Raw genomic sequence first — 22489 nt, forward strand, 5'->3', positions numbered from 1 at the left:
TCGATGAAAAAGAAATCCGTCACCTCCCGCGATGTTGCCCGCCTGGCCGGTGTCTCGCAGTCTGCCGTCAGTCGCACCTTCTCTCCCGAGGCGAAGGTATCGGAAAAGACGCGCCGGAAGGTCATGGAAGCCGCTCGAGAGCTCGGCTATCGCCCCAATACCATCGCGCGCTCACTGATCACTCGCTCCAGCAGGACCATCGCCGTCGTGGTGTATAGCCTGGAGAATCCGTTCTACAGCTTTATGCTCGAACAGGCATCACGGTTCTTTCGGCAGCAGGGCTATCACCTGCTGCTGTTTTCTGCCCCCGCCAGCGATGGCTTCGATGCCGTGCTGGAAGACATTCTGCGCAGTCAGGTGGAAGGCATTCTCATGCTTGCCATCACCATGACGGAGGAGCAAGCCGCCGTGGTGTCCGACTACGAAATCCCCGTGGTCATCATCAACCGTACCGTGGACTATGCCGGCATCAGTCAGGTGGCCTGCGACAACTATCAAGGGGGCTACTGGGCGGGCCGACACCTCGCTTCACAAGGCCACCGTCGCGTGGCGTACCTGGCGGGTCTTCCCGCCACGTCTACCAGCTGCCAACGGCAGGCGGGACTGGAAGAGGGTCTGGCAGCGGCAGGCCAGACACTGCATGCCTGCGACGTGGGCAACTATCAGTACGCTGACGCCTGTCAGGCGACTCGCCGCCTGTTTACCCACCCCACTCCGCCCGACGCCCTGTTTGCCGCCAACGACCTGATGGCCATCGCTGCCATGGAGGTGCTGCAGAGCGAATTTCAGCTGCGCATCCCACAGGACGTATCGATCATCGGCTTCGATGATGTGCCCATGGCCGCCTGGCCCAGTCACTCTCTGACCACTCTGCAGCAACCGGTACAGACCATGATCATGCGCGCCACCGAACTCCTGATGGCCCAGATCGATCACCCGGACACCCCTCCGCAGCAGCTGACCCTGCCGGTGACGCCGATGCTCCGCAGCAGCGTCCGGCGCGCATGACGCGCCCGGTCGCCAGTGCACTCCGCCGTGTCTAGCCCAGCGGCAGCCGGTTGGTGGACTTGATTTCCCGCAGGGACAGACTGGAGCGAATGTTGGTGACGCCCGGCAAGCGCCGCAACACGCGCTCGATGAAGTCACTGTAGTCCTCCAGGTCTCGAGCGACGACCATCAGCAGGAAGTCATCATCTCCGGTCGTATTGTGGCATGACAGAATATTCGGGCTGTCGATCACCACCTTCTCGAACGCCACCACCGTGGTGGCGTCATGGGCCATGCAATTGAGTTGAACGAACGCCATCACTCCTAGCCCGAGACGCTTGCGATCAAGCGTTGCCTGATAGCCTGAGATAACGCCGTCCTGCTCAAGACGCTTCAACCGTCGCCAGCATGGTGTCTCGCTCAATGACAGCGCCTCGGCAAGACGCGCATTGGTGATTCGACCGTCCTGCTGCAACAGATCAAGCAGCTGTAGATTTTTCCTGTCCAGCCCACTCACGCAATGTCCTCCCAATAAACATCGTGAAAATAAAAGATACTTTCCACATTGCGGGCTCTCAAGAAAATATAGCAAAGCAATTCCTGGCCAACGCTCTAGCATGGAACGACACATTCAGCCTTTGCGAGAGTCGATCATGCGTGCCGTTGTCATTGAAAAGTTCCAGCAGTTACCCAGTGTTCGGGTGGTGAAGGATCCTGCACCAGAGCCCCACGGCGTGGTCGTCAAGGTCGAAGCGGCTGGGCTATGTCGCAGTGACTGGCATGGCTGGATGGGCCACGATGCGGATATCACCCTCCCCCATGTCCCCGGCCACGAGATGGCGGGTGTCGTGGTCGCCGCCGGCAAGGACGTCACGCAATGGAAAGAGGGCGACCGTGTCACAGTGCCCTTCGTCAGCGGCTGCGGGCGCTGCCACGAGTGTCGTGCAGGCCATCAGCAAGTCTGCCACTCGCAGTTTCAACCGGGCTTCACTCACTGGGGGGCCTTTGCCGAATACACCAGTCTGCATCACGCCGACCTCAACCTCGTTGCGCTGCCAGAGGACATGTCATTTTCCACCGCCGCCAGTCTCGGCTGCCGTTTTGCCACAGCCTTCCGCGCAGTGGTGGATCAGGGGCGCGTGTCTGCCGGTGCGTGGGTCAGCGTGCATGGCTGTGGTGGCGTCGGCCTGTCTGCGATCATGATCGCCTCGGCGCTTGGCGCCCGGGTCATCGCCATCGACATCACGGACGGCGCACTGGCGATGGCCAAGAAACTGGGCGCCGTTGCGACGATCAATGCCTCGCAAAGATCGGATGTGGTGGAAGCGATTCAAGACATCAGTGCCGGCGGCGCTCACCTTTCCTTTGATGCCCTGGGCACTCAGGTCACCTGCAGCAACTCGATCATGGGACTACGTACCCGAGGCCGACACGTACAGATTGGGCTGCTGGCTGGGGAGCACCGGGCACCGGCGATCCCCATGCACAAGGTGATCGCCGAGGAGCTTGAACTTATCGGCAGCCACGGCATGCAGGCTCACCGCTATGACGCCATGCTGGGGATGATCCAGCAGGGGCAGCTGAATCCATCGCTGCTGGTGGGTGATCGCATCACGCTGGATGACACTCCCGCCCGGCTCACCAGCATGGATCAGTTCAAGGGGGTGGGCGCTACGGTGATTGATCGTTTCTGACACGCCACAACTGTTGACCACCAAGCAACAATTGCATGCCTGTTGACCGCTGCATCCGTGACGCTGATTCCCCTACCTTGGCACTGCTCAGCGACGTCAAGCGTCCATGGATCATCGTCAACAACAAGGACCCAGCATGTTCACCGCGCAACAGGTCAACGAGAGTGTGGCACTGCGACAGGATCTGCATCGCCATCCCGAGCTCAAGTTCGAGGAGCACCGCACCGCCGCGATCGTGGCATCGCGACTCAAGGAGCTCGGCTACACGGTCACCGAGAACATCGCCGGGACGGGCGTCCTGGCGGAACTGGATACCGGGCGCATCGGGCCAGTGATCGCCTTTCGGGCCGACATGGATGCACTGCCCATCCAGGAGGCCAACACCTTTGACCACGGTTCACGCCATCCGGGCCTCATGCATGCCTGCGGCCATGACGGCCACACCGCCGCCCTGCTGCTGGCGGCCGAAGCCATCATCCAGCGTCGAGACGCTCTGTGCGGCCACCTCAAGCTGATCTTTCAGCCGGCCGAGGAAGGTGGCAATGGTGCCGCGCGCATGATCGAGGAAGGAGTCCTCGACAATCCCCGCGTGTCCGCCATCTTCGGCTATCACAATCGCCCCGGCTTCCCCGCTGGCCAAGTCTTCGTCAAGCCAGGACCGGCGATGGGGGGCAATGACACCTTCCGCGTGACCATCAAGGGACGTTTCGGGCATGCCGCCATGCCGCACCTCGCGGTGGACCCGATCTACGTCGGCGCCAGTATTGTCCAGCAGCTGCAGGGACTGGTGGGACGTCACAAGTCTCCGCTCGAGGCCGGGGTCATCACCGTCGCGGCCTTTCATGCTGGAGAGGCCGCCAATGTGATTCCCGGCGAAGCCGAACTGGTCGTCAATATCCGCAGCGATCGCGCCTCATCCCGCGAGGCCTTGGCCGGACAGCTCGAACGGGTGGTCGACGGAGTCTGCAGCGCCCACGGCGCCAGCTTCGAGATGTTCCACGAGCACCAGATTCCGCCGTTGGTCAATGACCCGGAATGGGCTGAGAAGGTTCTTACTGCGGCAAAGGAAGCGCAGGTCAGTGACGACATTCAGCAACTGGACTACATGCCTACCATGGGGGCAGAGGACTTTGCGTTCTATCTCCAGCAGGTCCCTGGCTGCTTCTTCTTTGTCGGTAACGGTGACAGTGCCTACCTGCACAACGAGCACTACGACTTCAACGACCAGATCCTGCCGGTCGCAGGCGGCACCTTCGTGGCATTGGCGCAACACCTGATGCAAGCGAACTGACAGCGGCCCCTACCGGTGCCGGCGGTAGCAGAACAGACACCATCGACAACATTCTGTTGCTGTGTCCGCGAGTGAACGTTTCAGACAACCTCATAACAAGGTCAAGAGCCATGCAAGCCGTCCTCAGCTCCATTGAGCGTGTAGGCAACAAACTGCCTCATCCCTTCATTCTGTTCACCATCCTGGCTGCCGTGGTGGTGGTGGTCTCTGCCATTCTCGCCACCTTGGGCGTGTCAGCGGTCAACCCGCAGACGGATGCCGAGGTCCACGTGCGAAGCCTGATCTCTGCAGATGGACTGGAATTCATGCTGACCAGCGTCGTCAGCAACTTTGTCAACTTCCCGCCCCTGGGCCTGATCCTGGTGGTGATGTTCGGTATCGGTCTCGCCGACAAGGTGGGCTTGATGTCGACCCTGATGCAGGTCAGCGTGGCCAAGGCACCGCCGTCGCTGCTCACCTTCTGCGTGTTTCTGGCGGGCATCTGCGGCAGCATCGCCTCGGATGCCAACTACCTGATCCTGATTCCCCTGGCCGCCATGGTCTACTACTCCGTCGGTCGGCATCCGATTGCCGGTGCGGCCGCCGCCTATGCAGCGGCTGGGGCGGGCTTCGACGCCAGCCTCTTCATCACGGTCGGGGATGCGCTGTTCGCCGGTATTACCACCGATGCAGCGAGACTGGTGGATCCAGAGGCGTACATCTCTCCAGTGGACAACTACTACTTCGTGGCCTGCTCCGTGTTCGTGCTTGCCACGGTAGGCACCTTGGTGATCGACAAGGTGATCGAACCGCGGCTGCAGCGGACCCTGCCGCTTGGCAAGGACTTTACCGCTGAGGTGGAGACCCACGAACTGAGCGCCGACGAGAAGCGCGGTCTCAAGCGTGTGGGACTGACGACGCTGGTCTATCTGGCCTTGGTACTGCTGGCCGTGCTGCCGGAGGCATCGCCTCTGCGCAACGATGAGGGCGGACTGATCCCGTCACCGTTCTTGAAGTCGCTGGTACCGCTGATGTTCGGCTACTTCGTCGCCATCGGTCTGGTCTACGGCATCGCGGTGGGCAAGATCAAGACCAGCCGTGACGTCCCGCAGCGCATGGCCGAGGCGGCCAGCGAGCTGGCCCCCACGCTGGTGCTGTTCTTCGCCATCTCGCAGTTCATTGCCTACTTCAAGTGGTCAGAGCTGGGGCAGTTCATTGCCATTGAAGGCTCCAACATCCTGCAGAGTACCGGCTTCACCGGCCTGCCTCTGGTTGGCGCCTTCATCCTGATGAGTGCCGTGCTCAACGTCTTCATGACCAGCGGCTCGGCCCAGTGGGCACTGATGGCCCCGGTGTTCGTGCCGATGCTGATGATGATCGACTTTGACCCGGCCTTCGTGCTGGCGATGTTCCGGATTGGCGACTCAAGCACCAACATCATCTCGCCGATGAGTCCCTACTTTTCGGTCGCCCTGGTCTACATGCAGCGCTACAAACCGGATATGGGGCTGGGAACCCTGATTGCCACGATGTTGCCCATGGCGATCACCTTCCTGCTGACCTGGAGCGCCTTCCTGATGTTCTGGCTGACCATGGGCTGGCCGATCGGACCCGGGGTCTACATGATGGCAAGCTGATCACTGCATCGCCAACATCACCTTCCACAGATAGCTGGCAGCCGGCGACAGCCGCCTGCCGGCTCTGCGCACCAGATTCCCCTGACTCGCCCTGGCCATGGGGTGGTCAATGGGAATGGCGACCAGCTCGCCCGCTCGAACTTCTCGACCTGCTGCCGCAGCGGTCATGAATGCGACACCAATCCCGGCACAGGCCAGGCGTCGAGAGATCGAATGCAGATTGCAGCGGTATGAGGGCGTGGCCAGCAATCCTGACGCACGAAAAATCGCATCAACAAAACGCTGGGACCCGGACTCGTCCGGCAGAAAGATCAACTTGTGCTGAAGCAGCTGTGTGACGCTGACAGCATCGTACTGCGCCAGCGCATGCTGTGGAGCCACCAGGGCGCACAACGCCCCTCGCTCGAAAGAGTGCACCACAAGTCTGGGGTCGGATACCGGCCCATAGGTGACCGCAATGTCGACTTCATCATTGGCGACCATTTCATGTGGTTCGCGGGGGTAGTAGATGCCCGTGCGAATGTCGATCAACACATCGGGAAACTGCGCCGCCACCCGCTGCATGACATGGCGAATGAAGCTATCGACGAAGCCATCTCCCACCGACACCACCACCTTGCCACGCTGAAGGTTGCGCAGCCGGGACAGCGTATCACCGAGTTCCGAATGCAGCCGACGCTGGGCCAGGTAGCTCTCTTCCACAAGCTTGCCGGCCTCTGTCGGCACCACGTGACGGCCCTGCTTTTCCAGCAGGGCCATGCCTAACTCCTGCTCGAGGCTTCGCACCTGGCGGCTGATCACAGAAGGATTGACATGCAGATGCTCAGCCGCTGCGCGAATCCCCCCGCAACTGCAGACCTCGTGCAGATACAGCGCTCGCTTGTCCAGTAGATTCATAGGTGTCAGTCGGAAGGTGGGCAGGCATGCGGGCTACCGCATGCCTGGTGGCTTAGGCTTTGTCCGAAAAGTCGACGAGCGAAGGTTAGACAAGGCAAAAATCGGTGAGAAAGCGCAGTTTACGAGGTGTAAATGAGCACTTTGAGCCGATTTTTAACGCCGTATCACCAAGCGCAGGCACTTTTCGTACAAGCCCTAGTTCATCAAGAGTTCATCAAGGCATGGATATCGTCGAGCAGTGCCTGGGACACCCAGGCACCGCGTTGGGCGCTGCGTGCACGCTCCTGATAGCGGCGCTGGGCGGGCAACCGAGCCCCCTGTCCCAACATCTGCTCGAACAGTTGCTCTGCCCTGCCCATGTCAGCGGCTCCCGCTCCTGTTCGCGCCGGATCAATGGCGATGATCAACTCCCCGTGGAAGGGCAACCCACCACGCCCATCGTCGTGATCCGTTGACTCAAGGCTCATCAAGTCACCAATCATCGGCCCGGCGATCAGCTCGACCATCAGTGCCAGCGCCGACCCCTTGTGGCCACCGAAGGGCAGCATCGCACCATGATCCAGCACTTCCGCCGGATCGGTACATGGCTGGCCATGTCGGTCTACGCCCCAGCCTTCCGGAATCGCATCGCCGGAGCGACGGTAAAGCTCAATGTCACCCCGGGCAATGGCACTGGTGGCAAAGTCGAAGATCAGCGGTGGCTGCCCCTGCCGCGGCCAGCCAAACGCCAGCGGGTTGGTGCCGAACAGGGGACGCTTGCCTCCATGGGGAGCCATGTACGCCTGGGTCGGGTTGCAGGCAATGGCCACCAGCCCTGCCTCAGTCAGTTGCTCGAGCTCTACCCACAGGGCGGTGGCATGGACGCAACGCTGAATGGCCATTACCGCGATGCCACCCTGCCTGGCCTTGTCGATCAGAGGCGGCAGACCCAGGTTGAAGGCTGCCGGCGAAAATCCACCGTCAGCATCCACCCTGACTACCGCCGGGGCCAGGTCCTCGACACGCGGCTGTGCATCCGCGACAGCCGCGCCTTCACGTACCGTCGCGGCGATGCCGAGCAAGCGGTAAAGCCCATGGGACTGGCAAGCGTCCCATTGCGCCGCGACCAGGGTGGCCCCCAAGGCCTCGGCCTGGGCGGCGCTGAAGCCATGCTGGGCCAACACGCTGCGACATAGCGACATCATGGCCTCCCGCGTCAGATAGGCCCCCTCTGAACTGGCGGCGTTAGTGTCCTGCATCAGCGACTCTCCTTGGAACATGATCGGCCTACTTCCATGACGGCCCACTCAGCTGATCAGGCAACCACAGCGCCAAGGAAGGGAAGGCCAGAACCAGCGCCAACACGATCAACTGTACAACGATAAAAGGAATGACCCCGGTGTACATATGCTTGAGCGTAACCTCGGGTGGCGTGATCGCCCTGAGATAAAAGATGGAAGGAGCCAGAGGCGGCGTCAGGTAACTTGTCTGCATGACCACCAGGAAGGCAACACAGAACCATATCTCATCGAACCCAAGTGCCCGCACGATCGGCATGGCCACCGGTATCACGATCAGTACCACTGAGATCATGTCCAGCACGAACCCTGCCAGGAAGGCGATCAGCAGAATCATGCCGAGGATCATCCAGGGGCTCAGCCCGGTATCCATCAGCAGCGACTGCACCGTGGCCATGCCACCGGCGGCGAAGAACACACCGGCGAACATATTGCCCCCCAGCACGATCAGTAGAATCATCGCCGAAATATTCAAGGTCCGCTTGGCCGAGTTCCAAAGCACGTCCAGGGTCAGGTTGCGATAGGCCAGCGCCAGCACCACCGAACCCAGCGCGCCACAGGCTGCCGCTTCGGTGGGGGTCGCGATACCCAGCAGGATCGTGCCAAGCACAGTCACGATCAGTGCCATCGTCGGCAGCAGCGCGCCAAAGGTGACCTTGAGCTTCTCCCCCAGGGTCGCGCTCTCACCCTCTGTTGCCGACATGCGAGGCGCCATTTCTGGCTTGAGGTACGCCACCAGCACGATGTACAGCAGGAACAGCAACGCCATCAGGAATCCGGGAAACATCAGCCCACTGAACAGTGATCCCACCGACACGCTGGCCACAGGCCCCAGTACCACCACAGTGATGGAGGGAGGGATCGCGGTGCCCAGGGAGCCACTGGCGCAGATGGTGCCCGACATCAGCGATTTGCTGTACTGATGCTTGAGCATCACCGGGATGGCCAGCAGGCCGATCACCGCCTCGGTCGCGCCCACTACCCCACTCGCTGCTGCAAACAGCGTGCCCATGATGACCGCGCCCACGCCGAGTCCGCCAGGCAGGCGCCGGGTCCAGAAATGAATGGCGGTGAACAGCCGCTCCGCGATGCCTGAACGCTCGAGCATCGCACCCATGAAGATAAACAGCGGGACCGCTGCGAGAATCGAGTTGGACGCCGTGTCCTCGATCTTGGTCAACAGCTGGTAGGCAGCAGCATCGCCAAACTGCATTACCCCAAACAGCGTCGCTACCACAATCATCGAGAAGGCAATCGGGAAGCCGGCAATGATGAAGCCAATCAGCGCCGGAAACATCACCAGGGCAAGATAATCACTCATTGGGCGCCCTCACTCTCGGTTCCCTGACCTTTCCATGCAGCAATCGCCTTGAACACTTCGGCCACGACCTGCAGCGCCAGCAGCAGAAAGCCGAGCCACCAGGTCAGGAACACCGGCCAGATCACCGGGTTCCAGGCCGACCTGCCTGAGCGTTCATTGGATAAAAGCGCTTCGTGAGCGTATTGGCCAAGCTCCCACACCAGCCAGGCCAGAACCGGCAAGAACACGGCATAGCCGATCAGTTGCACCAGGGCATTGGTGCGACTCGACCAACGCAGCGTCATCAGATCAACGCTGACGTGCTGCCCCTGTCGCAGCGTATCAGCCATGCCCAGCATGAAGATGGCCCCCATGACCATGTAGCTGACCTCGAAGGCCCACAGGGTAGGTTGTCCCAACACATAGCGGCTGAAGACCTCGTAGACCAGCGCCGCTATCAGCGGAAAGGTCAGCAGAGCACCCAGCCCTCCTGCCCAGCGCGTCAGCCGCTCGATCGCGTGAATAAGCGTCATCTTGAATTGCCCGAAAGTAGGAAGTCAGAACAGGAAACGGCCCGGAGGAAGGGACCATCCCCTCCTCCGGGCCGCCAGCAACGATGTCAGTCCCGAGCCATGGCACCGATCGGCAGACGGTACTGCTGCCAGTTGGTCATGCTGGCCTTGAACTCACGCTGAGATTCAAGCACTCGAGCAAACCATTCGTTGCTCTCGGCGTACTCATCTTCCCACTTGCGGGTCTCCGCGTAGATGGCGTCGATAAAGTCTTGATCCAGCTGCACGATCTCGTTCGGACCGTCCACCAGTTCCTGGTAGGCCTCCAGGTCTGCATAGGAGCTCGCGAGCCAGGAGTCGAACACACTGAGCTTGCCGGCCAGACGCAGCAGCTCCTGCTGTTCGGCGCTCAGCGCGTCCCACGCCTCCTGGTTTACCTGACATTCCAGGAAGCCACCAGACTGGTGAACGCCCGGCAGCACCACGTACTGAGCCACATCCTGGAAGCCCGTTGGCTTGTTCATTTCCGGACTGCCCCACTCGGCAGCATCAATCACGCCGCGATCCAGGGCGTTGTAGATCTCACTGCCGGCCATGACCACCGTCGAGGCACCCAGGCGTGAGGCGATCTCAGCCCAGGCCCCTGACGTGCGCAGGCGCAGGCCCTGGAAATCCTCCAGCGTTTCGACCTTCTTGTTGGAGTGAAGGAAGATCTCGGTACCAAGAATGGAGCACGGGAAGGCCACCACATCGAAGACATCACGGCGGAACTCTTCATAGAGTTCCACGCCGCCGCCCTCGTACATCCACATCATGAATTCTTCCGGCGTGAGGCCGCTGGAGTGACCGGCCAACAACGCCGCCGTCGGATCTGTGCCGTAGTCATAGTTGACGTAATTATGGCTGACCTCGGCGACCCCGGCCTTGACGGTATTGGTCACCCGCAGCGCGCCACCCAGGGTGCCACCAGGAAACACCTCGATGGAAACATCACCCGCCGTCAGCTGATTGACATAGTCGGCGAAGGTCTGGGCGTCCCGCTCCAACCACGGCCCGCCACCCCATGGGGTGGCCATTTTCCACTCCATCGGTTCGGCAGTCGCAGACAGGGAGACACTCGCGAGGGCGGCGGCAACAGTCACGCTGCCAGCCAGTCGGTTCAACTTATACATTGTTATCCTCGTTGGATTTCTTATAGGCGTACAGGAGCGCAAGGCAATGCCCAGCCGGCGTTGTTATCGATCGGCAGACACTGCGTATTAAGCATCACTATCGTGATTGAGCATTGCATATACGCAATTTTCAGTCAAAATAAATGAAAAAGACCAACAATCAACGCTCCTCCCCCATCATCAAGGACGGCAGGAGCCGCCGGAGACCTGCATGAGCGAGACCTCCACGCCACCCCGGCCCCATGAGAAAGCGCGCAAGGCCGGATCCATCGGTGACAACCTGAAAGCCCTGCGCGGCGAACGCCAGCTGACCATCGCTCAGATGGCCCAGGTATCCGGCACATCCGCCGCCAGCATCTCGCGGATCGAGAACGGCAGGCTTTCGCCCACCTACGAAGTCATCGTCAAGCTGGCCAATGCACTGGATGTGGATGTCGGCGAACTCTTCTACTACCGCGAGCGCCGTGCGCTCAGTGGCTGGCGTACGCTGACTCGCTCAGGCCAGGGAGACATTGTCGAGACTCCCAACTATCGTTTTGAATTGCTTTGCAGCGACATGGTGTCGAAGGACTTTCTGGTGTTCTCGACCACGGTGTTGAACACCAGCATTGATGAGTTTGGTGAGCTTCAACGCCACGCCGGGCATGAACAGATCGTGGTCCAGGAAGGCGAGGTCGAGGTGTGGACCGAACACTACGCCCCGACACGCCTCAAGCCAGGAGACAGCATGTCCTTTGATAGCCAGATGGGACACGCCGTCATCTCGACGAGCCCCGCCCCCGCCCGCATCCTGTGGATCTGCAGCACCTGACCCAAGGCATCGTCCGTTCGGCGCATAGCGGGGCAAGCGTTTTTCTCCCGTTGCGATAACGGCCTGGCAGACATGTACCCGCTGACAATGTCCGCCAGAGAGATCGCCAGAGAGACGGCCGCTGTGGTAAAGCCGTTGACCTCGTCAGCCACCGTCAGACTGGCGCGATGCCCTCAAGCGCATGGGGCTGACCCTCACTGGCTTGCGCTACCAACGCACCAGCCATGGCCAGCAGCTTCTCATCCGCCCAGCGGTCCGTGATCAACTGCACCCCGATCGGCATGCCCTGGCTACCCTGTCCGATGGGCAGGTTCAGGCAAGGGACGCCCAATAGCGTCCAGGCGCGGCAGTAAAGGGGGTCCCCTGTCGCGTCGATGCCCAACGGCGCTTCGCCTGTAGCACTGGCTGCCAAAATGCCGTCGACCTGAGTCGTCAACACCCGCGACAATGACTGGCGAGCCGCAGCCGCGCGGCGCATGGCATCACGGTAGCGCGACCAGCCGATAGCTCGGCCTTCCTCGATCAATTCGACCAGCTTGGGCCCCATCTGGTCCGCAAAGGCGGCATACTCACTTGCCAGCGTCCTGGCTGACTCGTAAGCCATCACCACCTTCTGCTCCTCCACCAAGCATTCGATATCGCTGCCCAGCGCCAGAGGAACGATCTCTGCCCCTGCGTGCCTCGCCATGGCTTCTGCCTCAGCGAGTACCCGCTGAACATCCGTGCTCATGGTCGTGGCCGAGGGCAAACTGAACACCCCGAGGCGCAGCCCCTTCAGGCTGCTCGCCGGGCGGATGCTGTCCGCTCCCGTCAAACTCGAGAACACGGTGCTGACATCCTCGACGCTACGCGCGAACCAGCCGATGGTGTCCAAAGATGGCGCGAAGCCGCGGACACCGGCGGTGCTGAGCGTGTTGAAGGTGGGCTTGAAGCCGTAGACACCGCAATAACTCGCAGGTCGAATCATGCTGCCAGCTGTCTGTGTACCAAACGCGACGGGCACCATACCGGCGGCCACCGCCGCTGCCGAGCCACTGGAAGACCCTCCTGGCGTGCGCGAGGTGTCATGGGGATTGCGTGTCTTGCCCGGGGTGAAATACGCGAATTCGGTAGACACTGTCTTGCCCATGATCAGCGCACCCTGCTGCTTGAGCAGCGACACCAGAGACGCGTCAACCAGCGATTCAGACGAACGAAGATACCCCCCCGTGCCCCATGCCGTAGGGTGGTCCCTCGTATCAATGATGTCCTTGATGCCTACCGGGACACCGAACAAAGGCCGGCCAGACAGCGTAGGGTCGAGTGGGGGAGGTTCTGTGGCCAGCGCCTCCCAGGCCCTTACCTCGGGCTCGACACGCTCAATCTGCGCTACGCACTGATGCCACCAGTCCAGTCCGCTCGCCGCAGCTCCCCGGTGGTTCTGGTGAAACGCGGTAATGCTCTTCGGTGCAGTCGGCATCCGATATTCCTTAGTGTAAGTCACTCGTTGAGGCATGGTCAGAGCACCAGGGTGATCCCCACCACCACCATGACCAGGGCAAATAGCGTTCGCAGTCGCTCAGGCGACAGGTAATGCGCCAGCTTGGCGCCGCACCTGGCGGCCGGCACGCTGAACATGGCAACGCCTGCAAAGGCAGGCCAATAGAGATAGCCGAGACTTCCTTCGGGTAGGCCCGCATGGCCAAGACCCGTCATCATGAAGGTCAAGGCGCCGACGAGGGCAATGGGCAGCCCGCAGGCGGCCGAGGTACCAATCGCATGGGTCAGCCCTGCGCCATTGCGGGCAAGCCAAGGCACACTCAGGACACCGCCACCCACGCCAAACAGTGCGGAGAAGGTACCGATGGTGGTGCCGGCAGCAAACATTGCCGGCCTCCCCGAGACGTGGGCTTTCTCGCTTACCCTCTTGGAAAGCAGCATGTGCGCTGCAAGCAGGAGCATGAACACACCGAAAAAGCGCTCCAGCTGACGACCATCCAAGTGATCGGCGACCAAACCGCCAAGTACCGCACCGCACATCAGCCCAGGTAGCATCAGCACCAGTAGCTCCCGCGATACAGCTCCTTTTTTCCAGTGTCCAAACGCTGAAGAGGCACCAGTCACCACGATGATGGCCAGCGATGTGCCAATCGCGAGATGCATGATGAGAGCCTCATCAACGCCCTTGAACGCCAGGGCCGAGGCAAGTGCAGGCACGATGATGACGCCTCCACCGATGCCAAAGAGTCCCGCGGCAAGCCCAGCAACCCCACCCACTGCACAGAAGAACAACAAGGCCGCCAGCATGATGTCACCCTCCTCTGACTCAGCGCGGGTCGCAGCGCGGGCTTTTGCGATCCGCGCTGCGACACGCTGGTCCTAGTTCACGGCCTTGATCGCGAAAGAGTCATCCACGATGTCTTCGTAGTACATCTCCCCTTCGATGTTGCCGACAAACTGCTGCATCTCGATAGCGTTGTTGAACGCGTCCTCGGTAATCGTCACGCTTTCCGGATAGACGTTGTTGTCGATCATCCTCTGTACCGCAGCATCGACCACCTCGCCAGAAAGGTCACCGAACTCCTCTCGGGCCACGGCCTTGGCCACGTCAGCGTCGGTATGAATCAAGGCCAGCGAATCATTGATGGCATTGACGAAGCGCAAGACCAGATCTGGATTATCATCAATCATTTCCTGGGAGGTATTGATGGTCGAGAACGCATACTCGGGATAGTCATCAGTGAAGGCATGGATAATCTCCAGTCCCTGGGAAATGCCCTGCTCCACCTGCGGTTGATATGCGACAGCGATATCACCACGACCGGAAAGCACAGGCCCAAGCTCAGAGCCATTCTGTACTTCTGTTATCTGGACCTCGCCGTCCACCCCGGCATCTTCGATCAGACGCTTGATGAGCGTATTCGACGTACCTGGCGCCAACCCGACCACGACCTCCTTGCCGGCCAAGTCTGCGGGCGAGCTATAGTCGAGGTCGGGACTTGCCAGTACCCACACCGGTGCACTGTTGGCTACCGCACTGATGGCTTTGCCGCTCCCTCCCTGTTCCTGGGCAAAGCCAACATGCTCTGGACCGTGAACAGAAAACTGAGACTCCCCCGCTAGTACCGATGCCAATGCCGCTGGCCCCGATCCGGCTGAGCGCACGACAGGCACGTCAATGTTGTACTCATTGAAAAGTCCTTCGTGCTTGGCCACATATACCGGCAAGTAGAGTAGGGAGTGGAAGGCTTCGTTGATGAGGATTGTGTCCATCTCCTGAGCGTGTGCCTGGAAAGAGGACATACCAGCAACAAGACCGAGACCCACCATCATTTTCTTGGAGCAGAAGAAAGCATTCATACTGATTTCATTCCTTGTCGTTATTTTTTCAACAGTATCACTGCAGCATCAACGACCTGCGTCGTTATCACACCTCACCTCGCGTGGTCCCAGGGAAGCAACCGCTTTTCCACTTTGGACACCACCACATAAAGAGCAATGGCGACCATCATGAGTACGATAACGCCTACCCAGACCACGTTGAGGTTAAAGAGATTTCCCGCTACAAAAATCATTCGACCCAATCCACGGTCCGATGAGATAAACTCACCACCAATCTCGGCGATTAGGGCAAAACCAATATTCAAGCGGAAGGCAGAGATGATCCACGGCAACGTTGCCGGAGCCACGACTTTCGTGAACACTTCCCGCCGGGAACCTCCTAGCGATCTCATCAGATTAATCATATTTCCATCAATCTGATGGGTTCCCTGATAAGCGGACAGCAGAGCCACGACAAAGGTGGCTACGAATGCCAGCATGATCTTTGAAAACATGCCGGAGCCAAACCAGATGATGATCATCGGGGCCAAGGCGATTTTAGGCAGCCCATTCAGCGCAACCATAAACGGGTCAATGATTCGGGCAGTGGTACGCGAGAACCAGAGCAACAAGCCACAGATCGAGCCAAGCACGCTACCCAGCAAGAACCCCGCAATCGTGGCAGACACGGTCGCCAGGGTATCGTCCAGTAGCTGACCTGACTGAAGCAGACGAAGCGCTTCTTCGGCAATCCCGGATGGCGACCCCATCAAGAAGGGATTGATCCAGCCAACGCTGACTCCCACTTGCCACAGCGCCACGAGCAGAGCTATCCCTGCACCACGCCATAGATTGTCCGTCAGCAGCACCGATCTCTTCGGTGCTTCACTGATGTCTTTGTTGCTACCTGCCTGAATCCTATGGGTAAAGGTCTGAGCATCGCTCATGCGGCACCTCCCGCGACCTGGATGTCCAAATCCTCCCAGATCTGATCGAAAAGGGTCTGGTATCGAACATCACTGCGAGCCTTGAGGCACGAGCCAAGCTCACGGGACAACCCAACGTCATACACCTTTTTTACGGATGTTGGGCGCTTGGTCATCACTGCGACGCGGTCCGACATGGCGATAGCTTCGCCAATATCATGGGTAATCAGGACCACGGTTTTCTTGTGTTCCTTTAGAATCGATACGATCTCTTCCTCCAGAACAAGCCGCGTCTGGTAGTCGAGTGCCGAAAAGGGTTCATCCAGAAGAATGAGGTCAGGCTCGGTAATGAGCGTGCGGATCAACGCCACCCTCTGACGCATCCCCCCAGAAAGCGTACCCGGATATTGATCAGCAAAGTCCGCCAGACCATAACGAGACAAGTGATCCTTGGCCATTTCATAGCGACGCGACTTTGACACTCCGCGAACTTCCAGTCCAAGACATACGTTATCGATGATAGTTCGCCATGGAAACAGAAGATCACGTTGCAGCATGTAGCCGATTCGTGCGCCACAATGAGGGTCTCGCCCACTGAGTTCAATGACACCATCCGTGGGCTCAAGCAGGCTGGATATAATATTGAACATCGTGCTTTTCCCACACCCACTCGGGCCCACGATGCTGACAAACTCCTCCTTTTTTATATCCAGAGTAATATCTCGGATCACTTCGACAGCGCCACCGTCAGAGCTGTGAAATGTCTTCCTCACACCTTGAAGGGAAATCACACTTTCTCGACTTGGCGGGGTCGACTCAAGGTCTTCCGTAGAAAAAGCACGCACAGCTGGGGCGTTCATCTACTACCTCCTGAGCAAGGTCAGAGTCTTGAATTATGTATTTCTTATTAGGCATTTACGGTGCCACCCGGAAATTTTCCTTTTCCAATCAAAGCAATAATTAGCATCAGGGCACAGCAAATGTCAGACAAAGCAGGTGAAATGTTCACCTGTGGTGCACTGCAGCCCTGGCATTGCACCAGATCTGCCAATACCGGTGGCGACACCTCGCGCTCCTCTTCGTTGCGCTGCGTCGCTGCTCCTAGAAGGCGTTTCGCCTCGCTCCTGCACGCCCTAAGTCAAACTAAAGTCTAGGGCTTGGCATTCTCATAAATTGATAACAGTGTTTCTTCAGTAATCCTTTTGCCATATACCATTTATCAAAATACGAGGTACGCCATGACTCCTTCCGACCGCATGCTGGCACTGCTTTGCTGCCTCGCCAATCAAGGCGGTGCCATGACGGTGAAGGCGCTAGCCGCTCAAACTCAGCAACCCACGTCCACCGCTTATCGTCACCTGCGTCAGTTGCTGGCCTGGGGAATGGTCAGTGAGCGGGAAGGTGGGACCTATGCCCCAGGCCCGCAGGCTGTGCGGCTGCAGCAAGGCTTTGAGCGCAGCAACGACTTGCTCAAGTGGGCGCGTCCCGTGCTGATGGAGCTGACCGACCTGACTGAGGAAGGGTCGGCCCTGCTGGTGCCCGTGCGCGATCACGCGCTGTGCGTCGACATGATCGACAGCTCACAGCCATTACGCTGCTGCTACCACCGCGGCCAGGTTCAGCCCCTGCTGAAAGGCGCCAGTGCCCGTGCACTGCTTGCGTTCATGAGTGACGAGGAAAGAGCCATGGCGCTGGCGTTACGAACGCCAGAGGAACAGAGCGACGCGCTCACAGGACTCGAGCAGATACGTGCCCAGGGGGTCGCCACCAGCCTAGGTGAGATCGACGGAGGCATCTGGGGTGCCAGCGCCCCAGTCTTCTCCGCTCGCGGCAAGCTCAAGGCTGTCGTCAGTCTGATGGCACCAGAGGCTCGAGTTCGCCATAAGACCGCCTGGTTGGCAGACCAGGCCCGCAATAGTGCGCTTCGACTAGGAGAACTACTGGAGTGACGAGTAGCAGCAAGTGTTCACAGGCCCCATGGTCATGGCATGGGCGAATCGACAGCGAAGAGATTGGCCAGTCACTACGCTGGCATCAAGTCGTGCGTCCCGTCGCCGAGGCCTCAGCACCTGGCCGAGTACTGGTGGGCTTCTGCTCGGATGCGGGAGTTGCCCGCAACAAGGGTCGCACTGGAGCAAGTGAGGGCCCCCTGGCCATCCGGCGTCAGCTGTCCAACCTGGCCTTTCATCTCCACACTCCGGTGTACGATGCGGGCGACATCCGCTGCCACGGTGATGAACTGGAACATGCCCAGCGGGCCTTCGCTGATCAAGTGACGGAGTTGCTGGACCAAGGGCATCGGGTCATTGGCCTCGGCGGAGGACACGAAATCGCCTTTGCCAGCTTTTCCGGACTCCTGCAGCATGCCCAACAGCGTCAGTCCCCCCCGTGGATCGGCATCGTCAACCTGGACGCACACCTCGACTTGCGCCAGTCCAGCGTCGCCAGCTCCGGTACGCCGTTTCGACAGTGCGCAGAGCTATGTGCCGAGCAGGGCGTCGAGTTCCGCTATACCTGCCTGGGAGTGAGCCGTGCGAGCAACACTCAGGCGCTGTTTGATCGTGCCGAAGCGCTGGGCGTCGATTGGGTCCTGGATGAGGACTGCCGTTCTATCAGTAGCCCTAGCGTCATGGACGCACTGGATCGACTGCTGTCCCAGGTAGACATGGTCTATCTGACCATTTGTCTGGACGCTCTTCCCGCCTGGGTCGCTCCTGGCGTCAGCGCGCCATCCGCCAGAGGTATCGAACTGTCCTTCATCGAGGACGTCATCGATCACCTGTCGTCCCGCACTGAGCTGCCGGTCGTGGATGTCGCCGAAATGAACCCGAGCCTGGATAACGACTCCCGCACCGCTCGAGTCGCCGCGCGGTTGATCGAGCGACTGGCCCGCTGATCTCAGCGCCGATCCTGCAAGGCGCAACGACGCCATACCGAAACGACAAACGACAAGACAACACCCTGCCATGGTGGACGTCCTGCCAGCCGCCCCGGCAGACGCTGACAAGGGAACGCCACCGGCCTTCACTCCGCTGCCTCGAAGCAGCACAAAAACCGCTGGAGCACACTCATGCACATTACTCTCGATGCTGTGGCCACCACAGCATTGGCCTTGCTGTTACTTGCCACAGGCGCTGGGCTGAAGCGTCGTCTGAACTGGCTAGAGCATTTTTGCGTTCCCACGCCGGTCATCGGTGGCTTTGGCTTCGCCCTTCTCGCGTGGCTGCTGCGTGACATGGGGATCGTCACCTTCGAGCTCGATACCGCCATGCAGAGCCCACTGATGATTGCCTTTTTCACCACCGTAGGACTGGGCGGCAGCCTTGCGCTACTGAAAAAGGGGGGCAAGGCGCTAGGTGTCTATCTGGTGGCTTGCTGGCTACTGGCGCTGATGCAAAATGGGGTGGGTATTGGCATGGCCAGCCTGCTCGGCCTGGACCCTCTGATCGGGCTTATGGCCGGCGCCACTTCGCTTGAGGGCGGGTTCGGTGCTGCCGCTGCCTTCGGTCCCGAAGCCGAAGCCCTGGGTGCACAGGGCGCTGCCACTGCGGCGATTGTGTCGGCAACCTTCGGGATGATCGTCGGTGGCGTGATCGGCGCCCCTATCGCCCGCTGGATCATTGACCGTCGCCAACTGCCGCTGGTCAGCGAAGACGTCCATGACCTGGAGCGTCTTGCCGAAGCTGAGCGCCCGACCCAGGGACAGCTTGACGGCCGTGTCCTGTTGAACGTGCTGGCCGTGGTCGTACCGGTCATGGTGCTGGGAGTCTGGTTCAAGGGTCTGCTGTCCAGTCAGCTCGGCATCATCTTGCCAAGCTACGTCGGCGCCATGTTCGTGGCGATCCTGCTGCGTAACCTCAACGATCGCTTTCAATGGATCAGCCTCCCGGACAATGCCCTGTCCAGCGTAGGGGACGTCGCACTGGGCATTTTCCTGACCATGGCGATGATGAACCTGAAGATCTGGCAGCTGCAGGAGATGGGCGGCCCGTTGCTGCTGATACTTCTGGTCCAGACGCTGGCCATTGTCATGCTGGCAATCTTTGTCCTGTTCCGCCTGCTTGGACGCAACTATGACGCGGCCGTGCTGACGGCAGGCTTCATCGGCCATGGCCTCGGGGCCACCCCAAACGCGGTCGCCAACATGAGCGCCGTCTGCGATCACTATCGCGTCATTTCCCATAAGGCCTTCATCATCGTTCCCTTATGCGGAGCGGTACTGATCGATATCGTGGCCATTCCGGCCATCACCTGGTGCCTGAATGCCTTTGCCTGATCAGCTACAGCAGGCGCCTGGGCTGACCATGCCGAACAGGGGCTGGCCAACGGCCCCGTAAGACCAAGGCACCCAAGGGATCAAGAGGCTCAAGGGGCTCAAGGGGCTGAAGAGGTTTAAGAGAGCCGAGAGACCAGGAGAGCTAGAGATAGCAGCAGCGATGGCGGCCGAAGTCGTGTTAAATTTACCTTATATGGTTTCTCAGGACTGACGCCCCATGTTCAAGCCCCTTCTGATCTGCTTCACGGCGCTGTTTGCACAACTTGCCCTGCTCCACTGGGTCGACGTGCGAACCTCCCAGGCTCCGCCAGCAGCCACCCCGGTGGCGACGGTAACCACCGTCACCACCCGGGATGATGACCTCAGCGAAAAAAGTGACGAAAAAGCGACTGACACCCACGACGCTTGAAGCGCCTTGATCCGGCCTGCCAGGCACCTTATCTGGATGCCTCGGCGGGCTCCTGCCAGCGGCTTGACGCTCGCCCTGGCGACCCGCTCTCATGGGACGCCCAAACAATCAGCCCGCTCTAACGACACACTCTAACGACCACCCTGCCCTGCAAGGTCTCCAGAAGACTCAGGACGATATCCTCTTTTCCCGAGACAATTAATCATACATAGTATTTAAAAGCACTTTGTCGACGAGGAGTCCTGTCATCGATCTGCCACTACTGTCCAGCACCCTAGGCGTCAGTCTGCCGGTCTTTACCATGGTATTCATCGGCGCAGCCCTCAGGCGCCTGGGTTGGATCGACCAGTCCTTCGTGAACACAGCGTCAAGCCTGGTATTTCGGGTCACCATGCCGACCCTGCTGTTCCTGAGTCTGTTGCGGGCCACCCCGGGGGATGACCTCAAGCTCGAGCTGGTAGCGTTTTATCTGGGCATCTCTGCGGTCATCTTCTTTATCATCTGGGCCTGGGCCCTGTGGCGCTGCCCCAGGGAGGACCGCGGGGTCTATGTACAAGGCGCCTTTCGCGGCAACTGCGGCATCGTCGGTCTTGCCCTGTCGGCCAACATGTACGGCAGCACCGGGCTATCACTGGGCAGCATCATGGCCGGCGGCATCATTATCGTAAACCTGGTCATGTCAGCTATCGTGCTGTCCGTCTACAGCCCCGTCGTCAGCTCGCGTCCGCTGGATATCCTCAAGGACGTCGCCACCAATCCGCTGATCATCGGTATCGCTGCTGCTCTGCCGCTGACCTACCTGCACGTCGATCTGCCAAGCTGGCTGATGACGTCAGGCGACTACCTGGCCTCTCTATCGCTGCCGCTGGCCTTGATCTGCATTGGCGGAAGCCTGAGCATCAAGGCCGCCAGGGAAAGCGGAGCCCTGGCCCTATCCGCAAGCCTGTGGAAACTTGTACTGATGCCAGCCATCGGCGTTGGCCTGGCCTTGGCAGCAGGCTATCGAGATACCGAACTTGGCATGCTGTTCCTGTTTCTGGGCAGTCCTACCGCCGCCGTTGCCTATGTGATGGCTCGCGGCGCGGGTGCCAATGAACGCCTCGCTGCCAATATCATCATGCTCAGCACCCTGCTGAGCATCGTCACCATCAGCCTGGGGTTGCTGCTGCTGAGTGTTTGGCGCTTGATCTAGACGCTCAGCACATGCCAGTGGCACGCAATTGGTCGCTCGCGATGAATTGACGCCACACTTGCCATAAGAAGGGGCACCAGAAGAGCCGCAATCTGGTGCACGACACCCCAGGCAACCTCACTGAATGAGACACTTCTGGCGCTTCACAAGATGGCTCCTATGCCAAGGCCACGAAAAAGCCCGGTGACAGTATCACCGGGCCTTGGTTACCTCTTGAGGGATAGGGATAGTGCCAGCTAGATCCGCATCAGGACTCGCGCTGGCCATCCACCAGACGACGGAGCTTGAGCGGATTGCCGTCTTTCAGCGCGTCAGGCAGCAGGCTGTCGGGCAGGTTCTGGTAGCACACCGGACGCAGGAAGCGGTGAATGGCAGCGCTGCCTACAGAGGTGGTACGCGAGTCCGAGGTCGCCGGGTAAGGGCCACCGTGAACCATGGCGTGACATACCTCGACACCGGTCGGCCAGCCGTTGGCCATCACTCGTCCAGCACGGCGCTCGAGGATCGGCAGCAGACCACGGGCGGCGTCGACGTCGCCATCGTCCATTTGCAGGGTGGCGGTCAGCTGGCCTTCGAGCCCCTCGGCCAGGGCCTTGACCTCATCGAGGTCGGCGCACTGCACCACCAGGGAGGTGGAGCCAAACACTTCCGCCTGCAGGGCGTCATCCTTGAGGAAGTCCTGGGCGTCGGCCACGAACAGCCCTGCCTGACACTGGTTGGGACCGTCGCCTGCCGGGCCGCGCGCCACTTCCCGGGCACTCTGGCTATCCGCCAGGGTCTTCACGCCCTGGGTGTAGGCGTCATGAATGCCGGGGGTCAGCATGGTCTG

21 protein-coding genes and 1 pseudogene are annotated in these 22489 nt (G+C 60.0%); 10 read left to right on the forward strand and 12 right to left on the reverse strand.

Annotated elements, in window-relative coordinates; translation table 11 throughout:
* Window positions 1-3: 3 nt before the first annotated feature.
* Window positions 4-1008, forward strand: coding sequence for a LacI family DNA-binding transcriptional regulator (locus KUV41_RS19355; RefSeq protein WP_222164315.1), 1005 nt, complete (start codon window positions 4-6; stop codon window positions 1006-1008).
* Window positions 1009-1039: 31 nt separating this feature from the next.
* Here KUV41_RS19355 and KUV41_RS19360 read toward each other — a convergent pair whose 3' ends face one another.
* On the reverse strand, window positions 1040-1504 hold the full coding sequence (locus KUV41_RS19360) for an Lrp/AsnC family transcriptional regulator (RefSeq protein ID WP_222487037.1): 465 nt from the start codon (window positions 1502-1504) through the stop codon (window positions 1040-1042).
* Between the two features lie 136 nt (window positions 1505-1640).
* On the opposite strand from KUV41_RS19360, the gene KUV41_RS19365 reads away from it, so the two are divergent.
* The 3 genes from KUV41_RS19365 to KUV41_RS19375 all read left to right on the forward strand — a co-directional run bounded on the left by KUV41_RS19365 (window position 1641) and on the right by KUV41_RS19375 (window position 5588).
* Window positions 1641-2681 carry a zinc-dependent alcohol dehydrogenase family protein gene (locus KUV41_RS19365; protein ID WP_222487038.1) on the forward strand — a complete coding sequence of 347 codons (1041 nt, stop codon included), beginning with the start codon at window positions 1641-1643 and terminating at the stop codon, window positions 2679-2681.
* Window positions 2682-2817: 136 nt separating this feature from the next.
* Complete coding sequence (locus KUV41_RS19370) at window positions 2818-3972, forward strand: M20 family metallopeptidase (protein WP_222164316.1); 1155 nt, start codon at window positions 2818-2820, stop codon at window positions 3970-3972.
* Between the two features lie 110 nt (window positions 3973-4082).
* Window positions 4083-5588: an AbgT family transporter gene (locus KUV41_RS19375; protein WP_222487039.1), complete on the forward strand. Its 1506-nt coding sequence runs from the start codon at window positions 4083-4085 to the stop codon at window positions 5586-5588.
* Here the strand turns inward: KUV41_RS19375 and KUV41_RS19380 are convergent, their stop codons facing one another.
* The 5 genes from KUV41_RS19380 to KUV41_RS19400 form a co-directional block, all read right to left on the reverse strand.
* A complete protein-coding gene (locus KUV41_RS19380; RefSeq protein ID WP_222164317.1) occupies window positions 5589-6485 on the reverse strand; it encodes a LysR family transcriptional regulator in 897 nt (298 codons plus the stop codon). It abuts the gene before it with no gap.
* A 203-nt stretch (window positions 6486-6688) separates the two neighbouring features.
* Entirely contained in the window at window positions 6689-7723 is a 1035-nt protein-coding gene (locus KUV41_RS19385) for an Ldh family oxidoreductase (RefSeq protein WP_315900610.1), read from the reverse strand.
* A 28-nt stretch (window positions 7724-7751) separates the two neighbouring features.
* Window positions 7752-9083 carry a TRAP transporter large permease subunit gene (locus KUV41_RS19390; protein ID WP_222164318.1) on the reverse strand — a complete coding sequence of 444 codons (1332 nt, stop codon included), beginning with the start codon at window positions 9081-9083 and terminating at the stop codon, window positions 7752-7754.
* Window positions 9080-9595: a TRAP transporter small permease subunit gene (locus KUV41_RS19395; protein ID WP_222487040.1), complete on the reverse strand. Its 516-nt coding sequence runs from the start codon at window positions 9593-9595 to the stop codon at window positions 9080-9082. The genes KUV41_RS19390 and KUV41_RS19395 overlap by 4 nt, the downstream gene beginning before the upstream one ends.
* 86 nt (window positions 9596-9681) lie before the next feature.
* Window positions 9682-10746 (reverse strand): C4-dicarboxylate ABC transporter substrate-binding protein, encoded by a 1065-nt coding sequence (locus KUV41_RS19400; RefSeq protein ID WP_206944814.1) that lies wholly within the window; start codon window positions 10744-10746, stop codon window positions 9682-9684.
* A 211-nt stretch (window positions 10747-10957) separates the two neighbouring features.
* Between KUV41_RS19400 and KUV41_RS19690 the strand changes: the two genes are divergently transcribed.
* A complete protein-coding gene (locus KUV41_RS19690; RefSeq protein WP_222487041.1) occupies window positions 10958-11557 on the forward strand; it encodes a helix-turn-helix domain-containing protein in 600 nt (199 codons plus the stop codon).
* Between the two features lie 154 nt (window positions 11558-11711).
* On the opposite strand, the gene KUV41_RS19410 is transcribed toward KUV41_RS19690, so the two are convergent.
* From KUV41_RS19410 to KUV41_RS19430, 5 genes are all read right to left on the reverse strand, one after another.
* The gene (locus KUV41_RS19410) at window positions 11712-13016 is read right to left on the reverse strand and encodes an amidase (protein ID WP_222484518.1); all 1305 of its coding nucleotides are present in this window, start codon (window positions 13014-13016) and stop codon (window positions 11712-11714) included.
* Window positions 13017-13054: 38 nt separating this feature from the next.
* On the reverse strand, window positions 13055-13843 hold the full coding sequence (locus KUV41_RS19415; protein ID WP_222484516.1) for a sulfite exporter TauE/SafE family protein: 789 nt from the start codon (window positions 13841-13843) through the stop codon (window positions 13055-13057).
* Between the two features lie 72 nt (window positions 13844-13915).
* The gene (locus KUV41_RS19420) at window positions 13916-14896 is read right to left on the reverse strand and encodes an ABC transporter substrate-binding protein (protein WP_261396123.1); all 981 of its coding nucleotides are present in this window, start codon (window positions 14894-14896) and stop codon (window positions 13916-13918) included.
* Window positions 14897-14970: 74 nt separating this feature from the next.
* The gene (locus tag KUV41_RS19425) at window positions 14971-15804 is read right to left on the reverse strand and encodes an ABC transporter permease (protein WP_222239456.1); all 834 of its coding nucleotides are present in this window, start codon (window positions 15802-15804) and stop codon (window positions 14971-14973) included.
* On the reverse strand, window positions 15801-16643 hold the full coding sequence (locus tag KUV41_RS19430; RefSeq protein WP_206944819.1) for an ABC transporter ATP-binding protein: 843 nt from the start codon (window positions 16641-16643) through the stop codon (window positions 15801-15803). Before KUV41_RS19430 ends, KUV41_RS19425 begins: the two co-directional genes overlap by 4 nt.
* A gap of 378 nt (window positions 16644-17021) precedes the next feature.
* On the opposite strand from KUV41_RS19430, the gene KUV41_RS19435 reads away from it, so the two are divergent.
* The 5 genes from KUV41_RS19435 to KUV41_RS19455 all read left to right on the forward strand — a co-directional run bounded on the left by KUV41_RS19435 (window position 17022) and on the right by KUV41_RS19455 (window position 21660).
* Entirely contained in the window at window positions 17022-17732 is a 711-nt protein-coding gene (locus tag KUV41_RS19435) for an IclR family transcriptional regulator (RefSeq protein WP_222164321.1), read from the forward strand.
* On the forward strand, window positions 17729-18679 hold the full coding sequence (gene hutG, locus KUV41_RS19440) for a formimidoylglutamase (protein WP_222487042.1): 951 nt from the start codon (window positions 17729-17731) through the stop codon (window positions 18677-18679). The genes KUV41_RS19435 and hutG overlap by 4 nt, the downstream gene beginning before the upstream one ends.
* Before the next feature lie 174 nt (window positions 18680-18853).
* The gene (gltS, locus tag KUV41_RS19445) at window positions 18854-20059 is read left to right on the forward strand and encodes a sodium/glutamate symporter (RefSeq protein WP_206944822.1); all 1206 of its coding nucleotides are present in this window, start codon (window positions 18854-18856) and stop codon (window positions 20057-20059) included.
* Window positions 20060-20276: 217 nt separating this feature from the next.
* Window positions 20277-20468, forward strand: a complete 192-nt coding sequence (locus KUV41_RS19450; RefSeq protein WP_222487043.1) for a hypothetical protein — start codon at window positions 20277-20279, stop codon at window positions 20466-20468.
* A 226-nt stretch (window positions 20469-20694) separates the two neighbouring features.
* The gene (locus KUV41_RS19455) at window positions 20695-21660 is read left to right on the forward strand and encodes an AEC family transporter (RefSeq protein WP_261317583.1); all 966 of its coding nucleotides are present in this window, start codon (window positions 20695-20697) and stop codon (window positions 21658-21660) included.
* Window positions 21661-21907: 247 nt separating this feature from the next.
* On the opposite strand, the pseudogene KUV41_RS19460 reads toward KUV41_RS19455, so the two are convergent.
* Window positions 21908-22489 (reverse strand): annotated as a pseudogene (locus tag KUV41_RS19460) (aldehyde dehydrogenase (NADP(+))); the annotation flags it as partial.

Origin of the sequence: Halomonas sp. DP8Y7-1 (assembly GCF_019801685.1) — a bacterium.
Taxonomy (GTDB): Bacteria; Pseudomonadota; Gammaproteobacteria; order Pseudomonadales; family Halomonadaceae; genus Halomonas; species Halomonas litopenaei_A.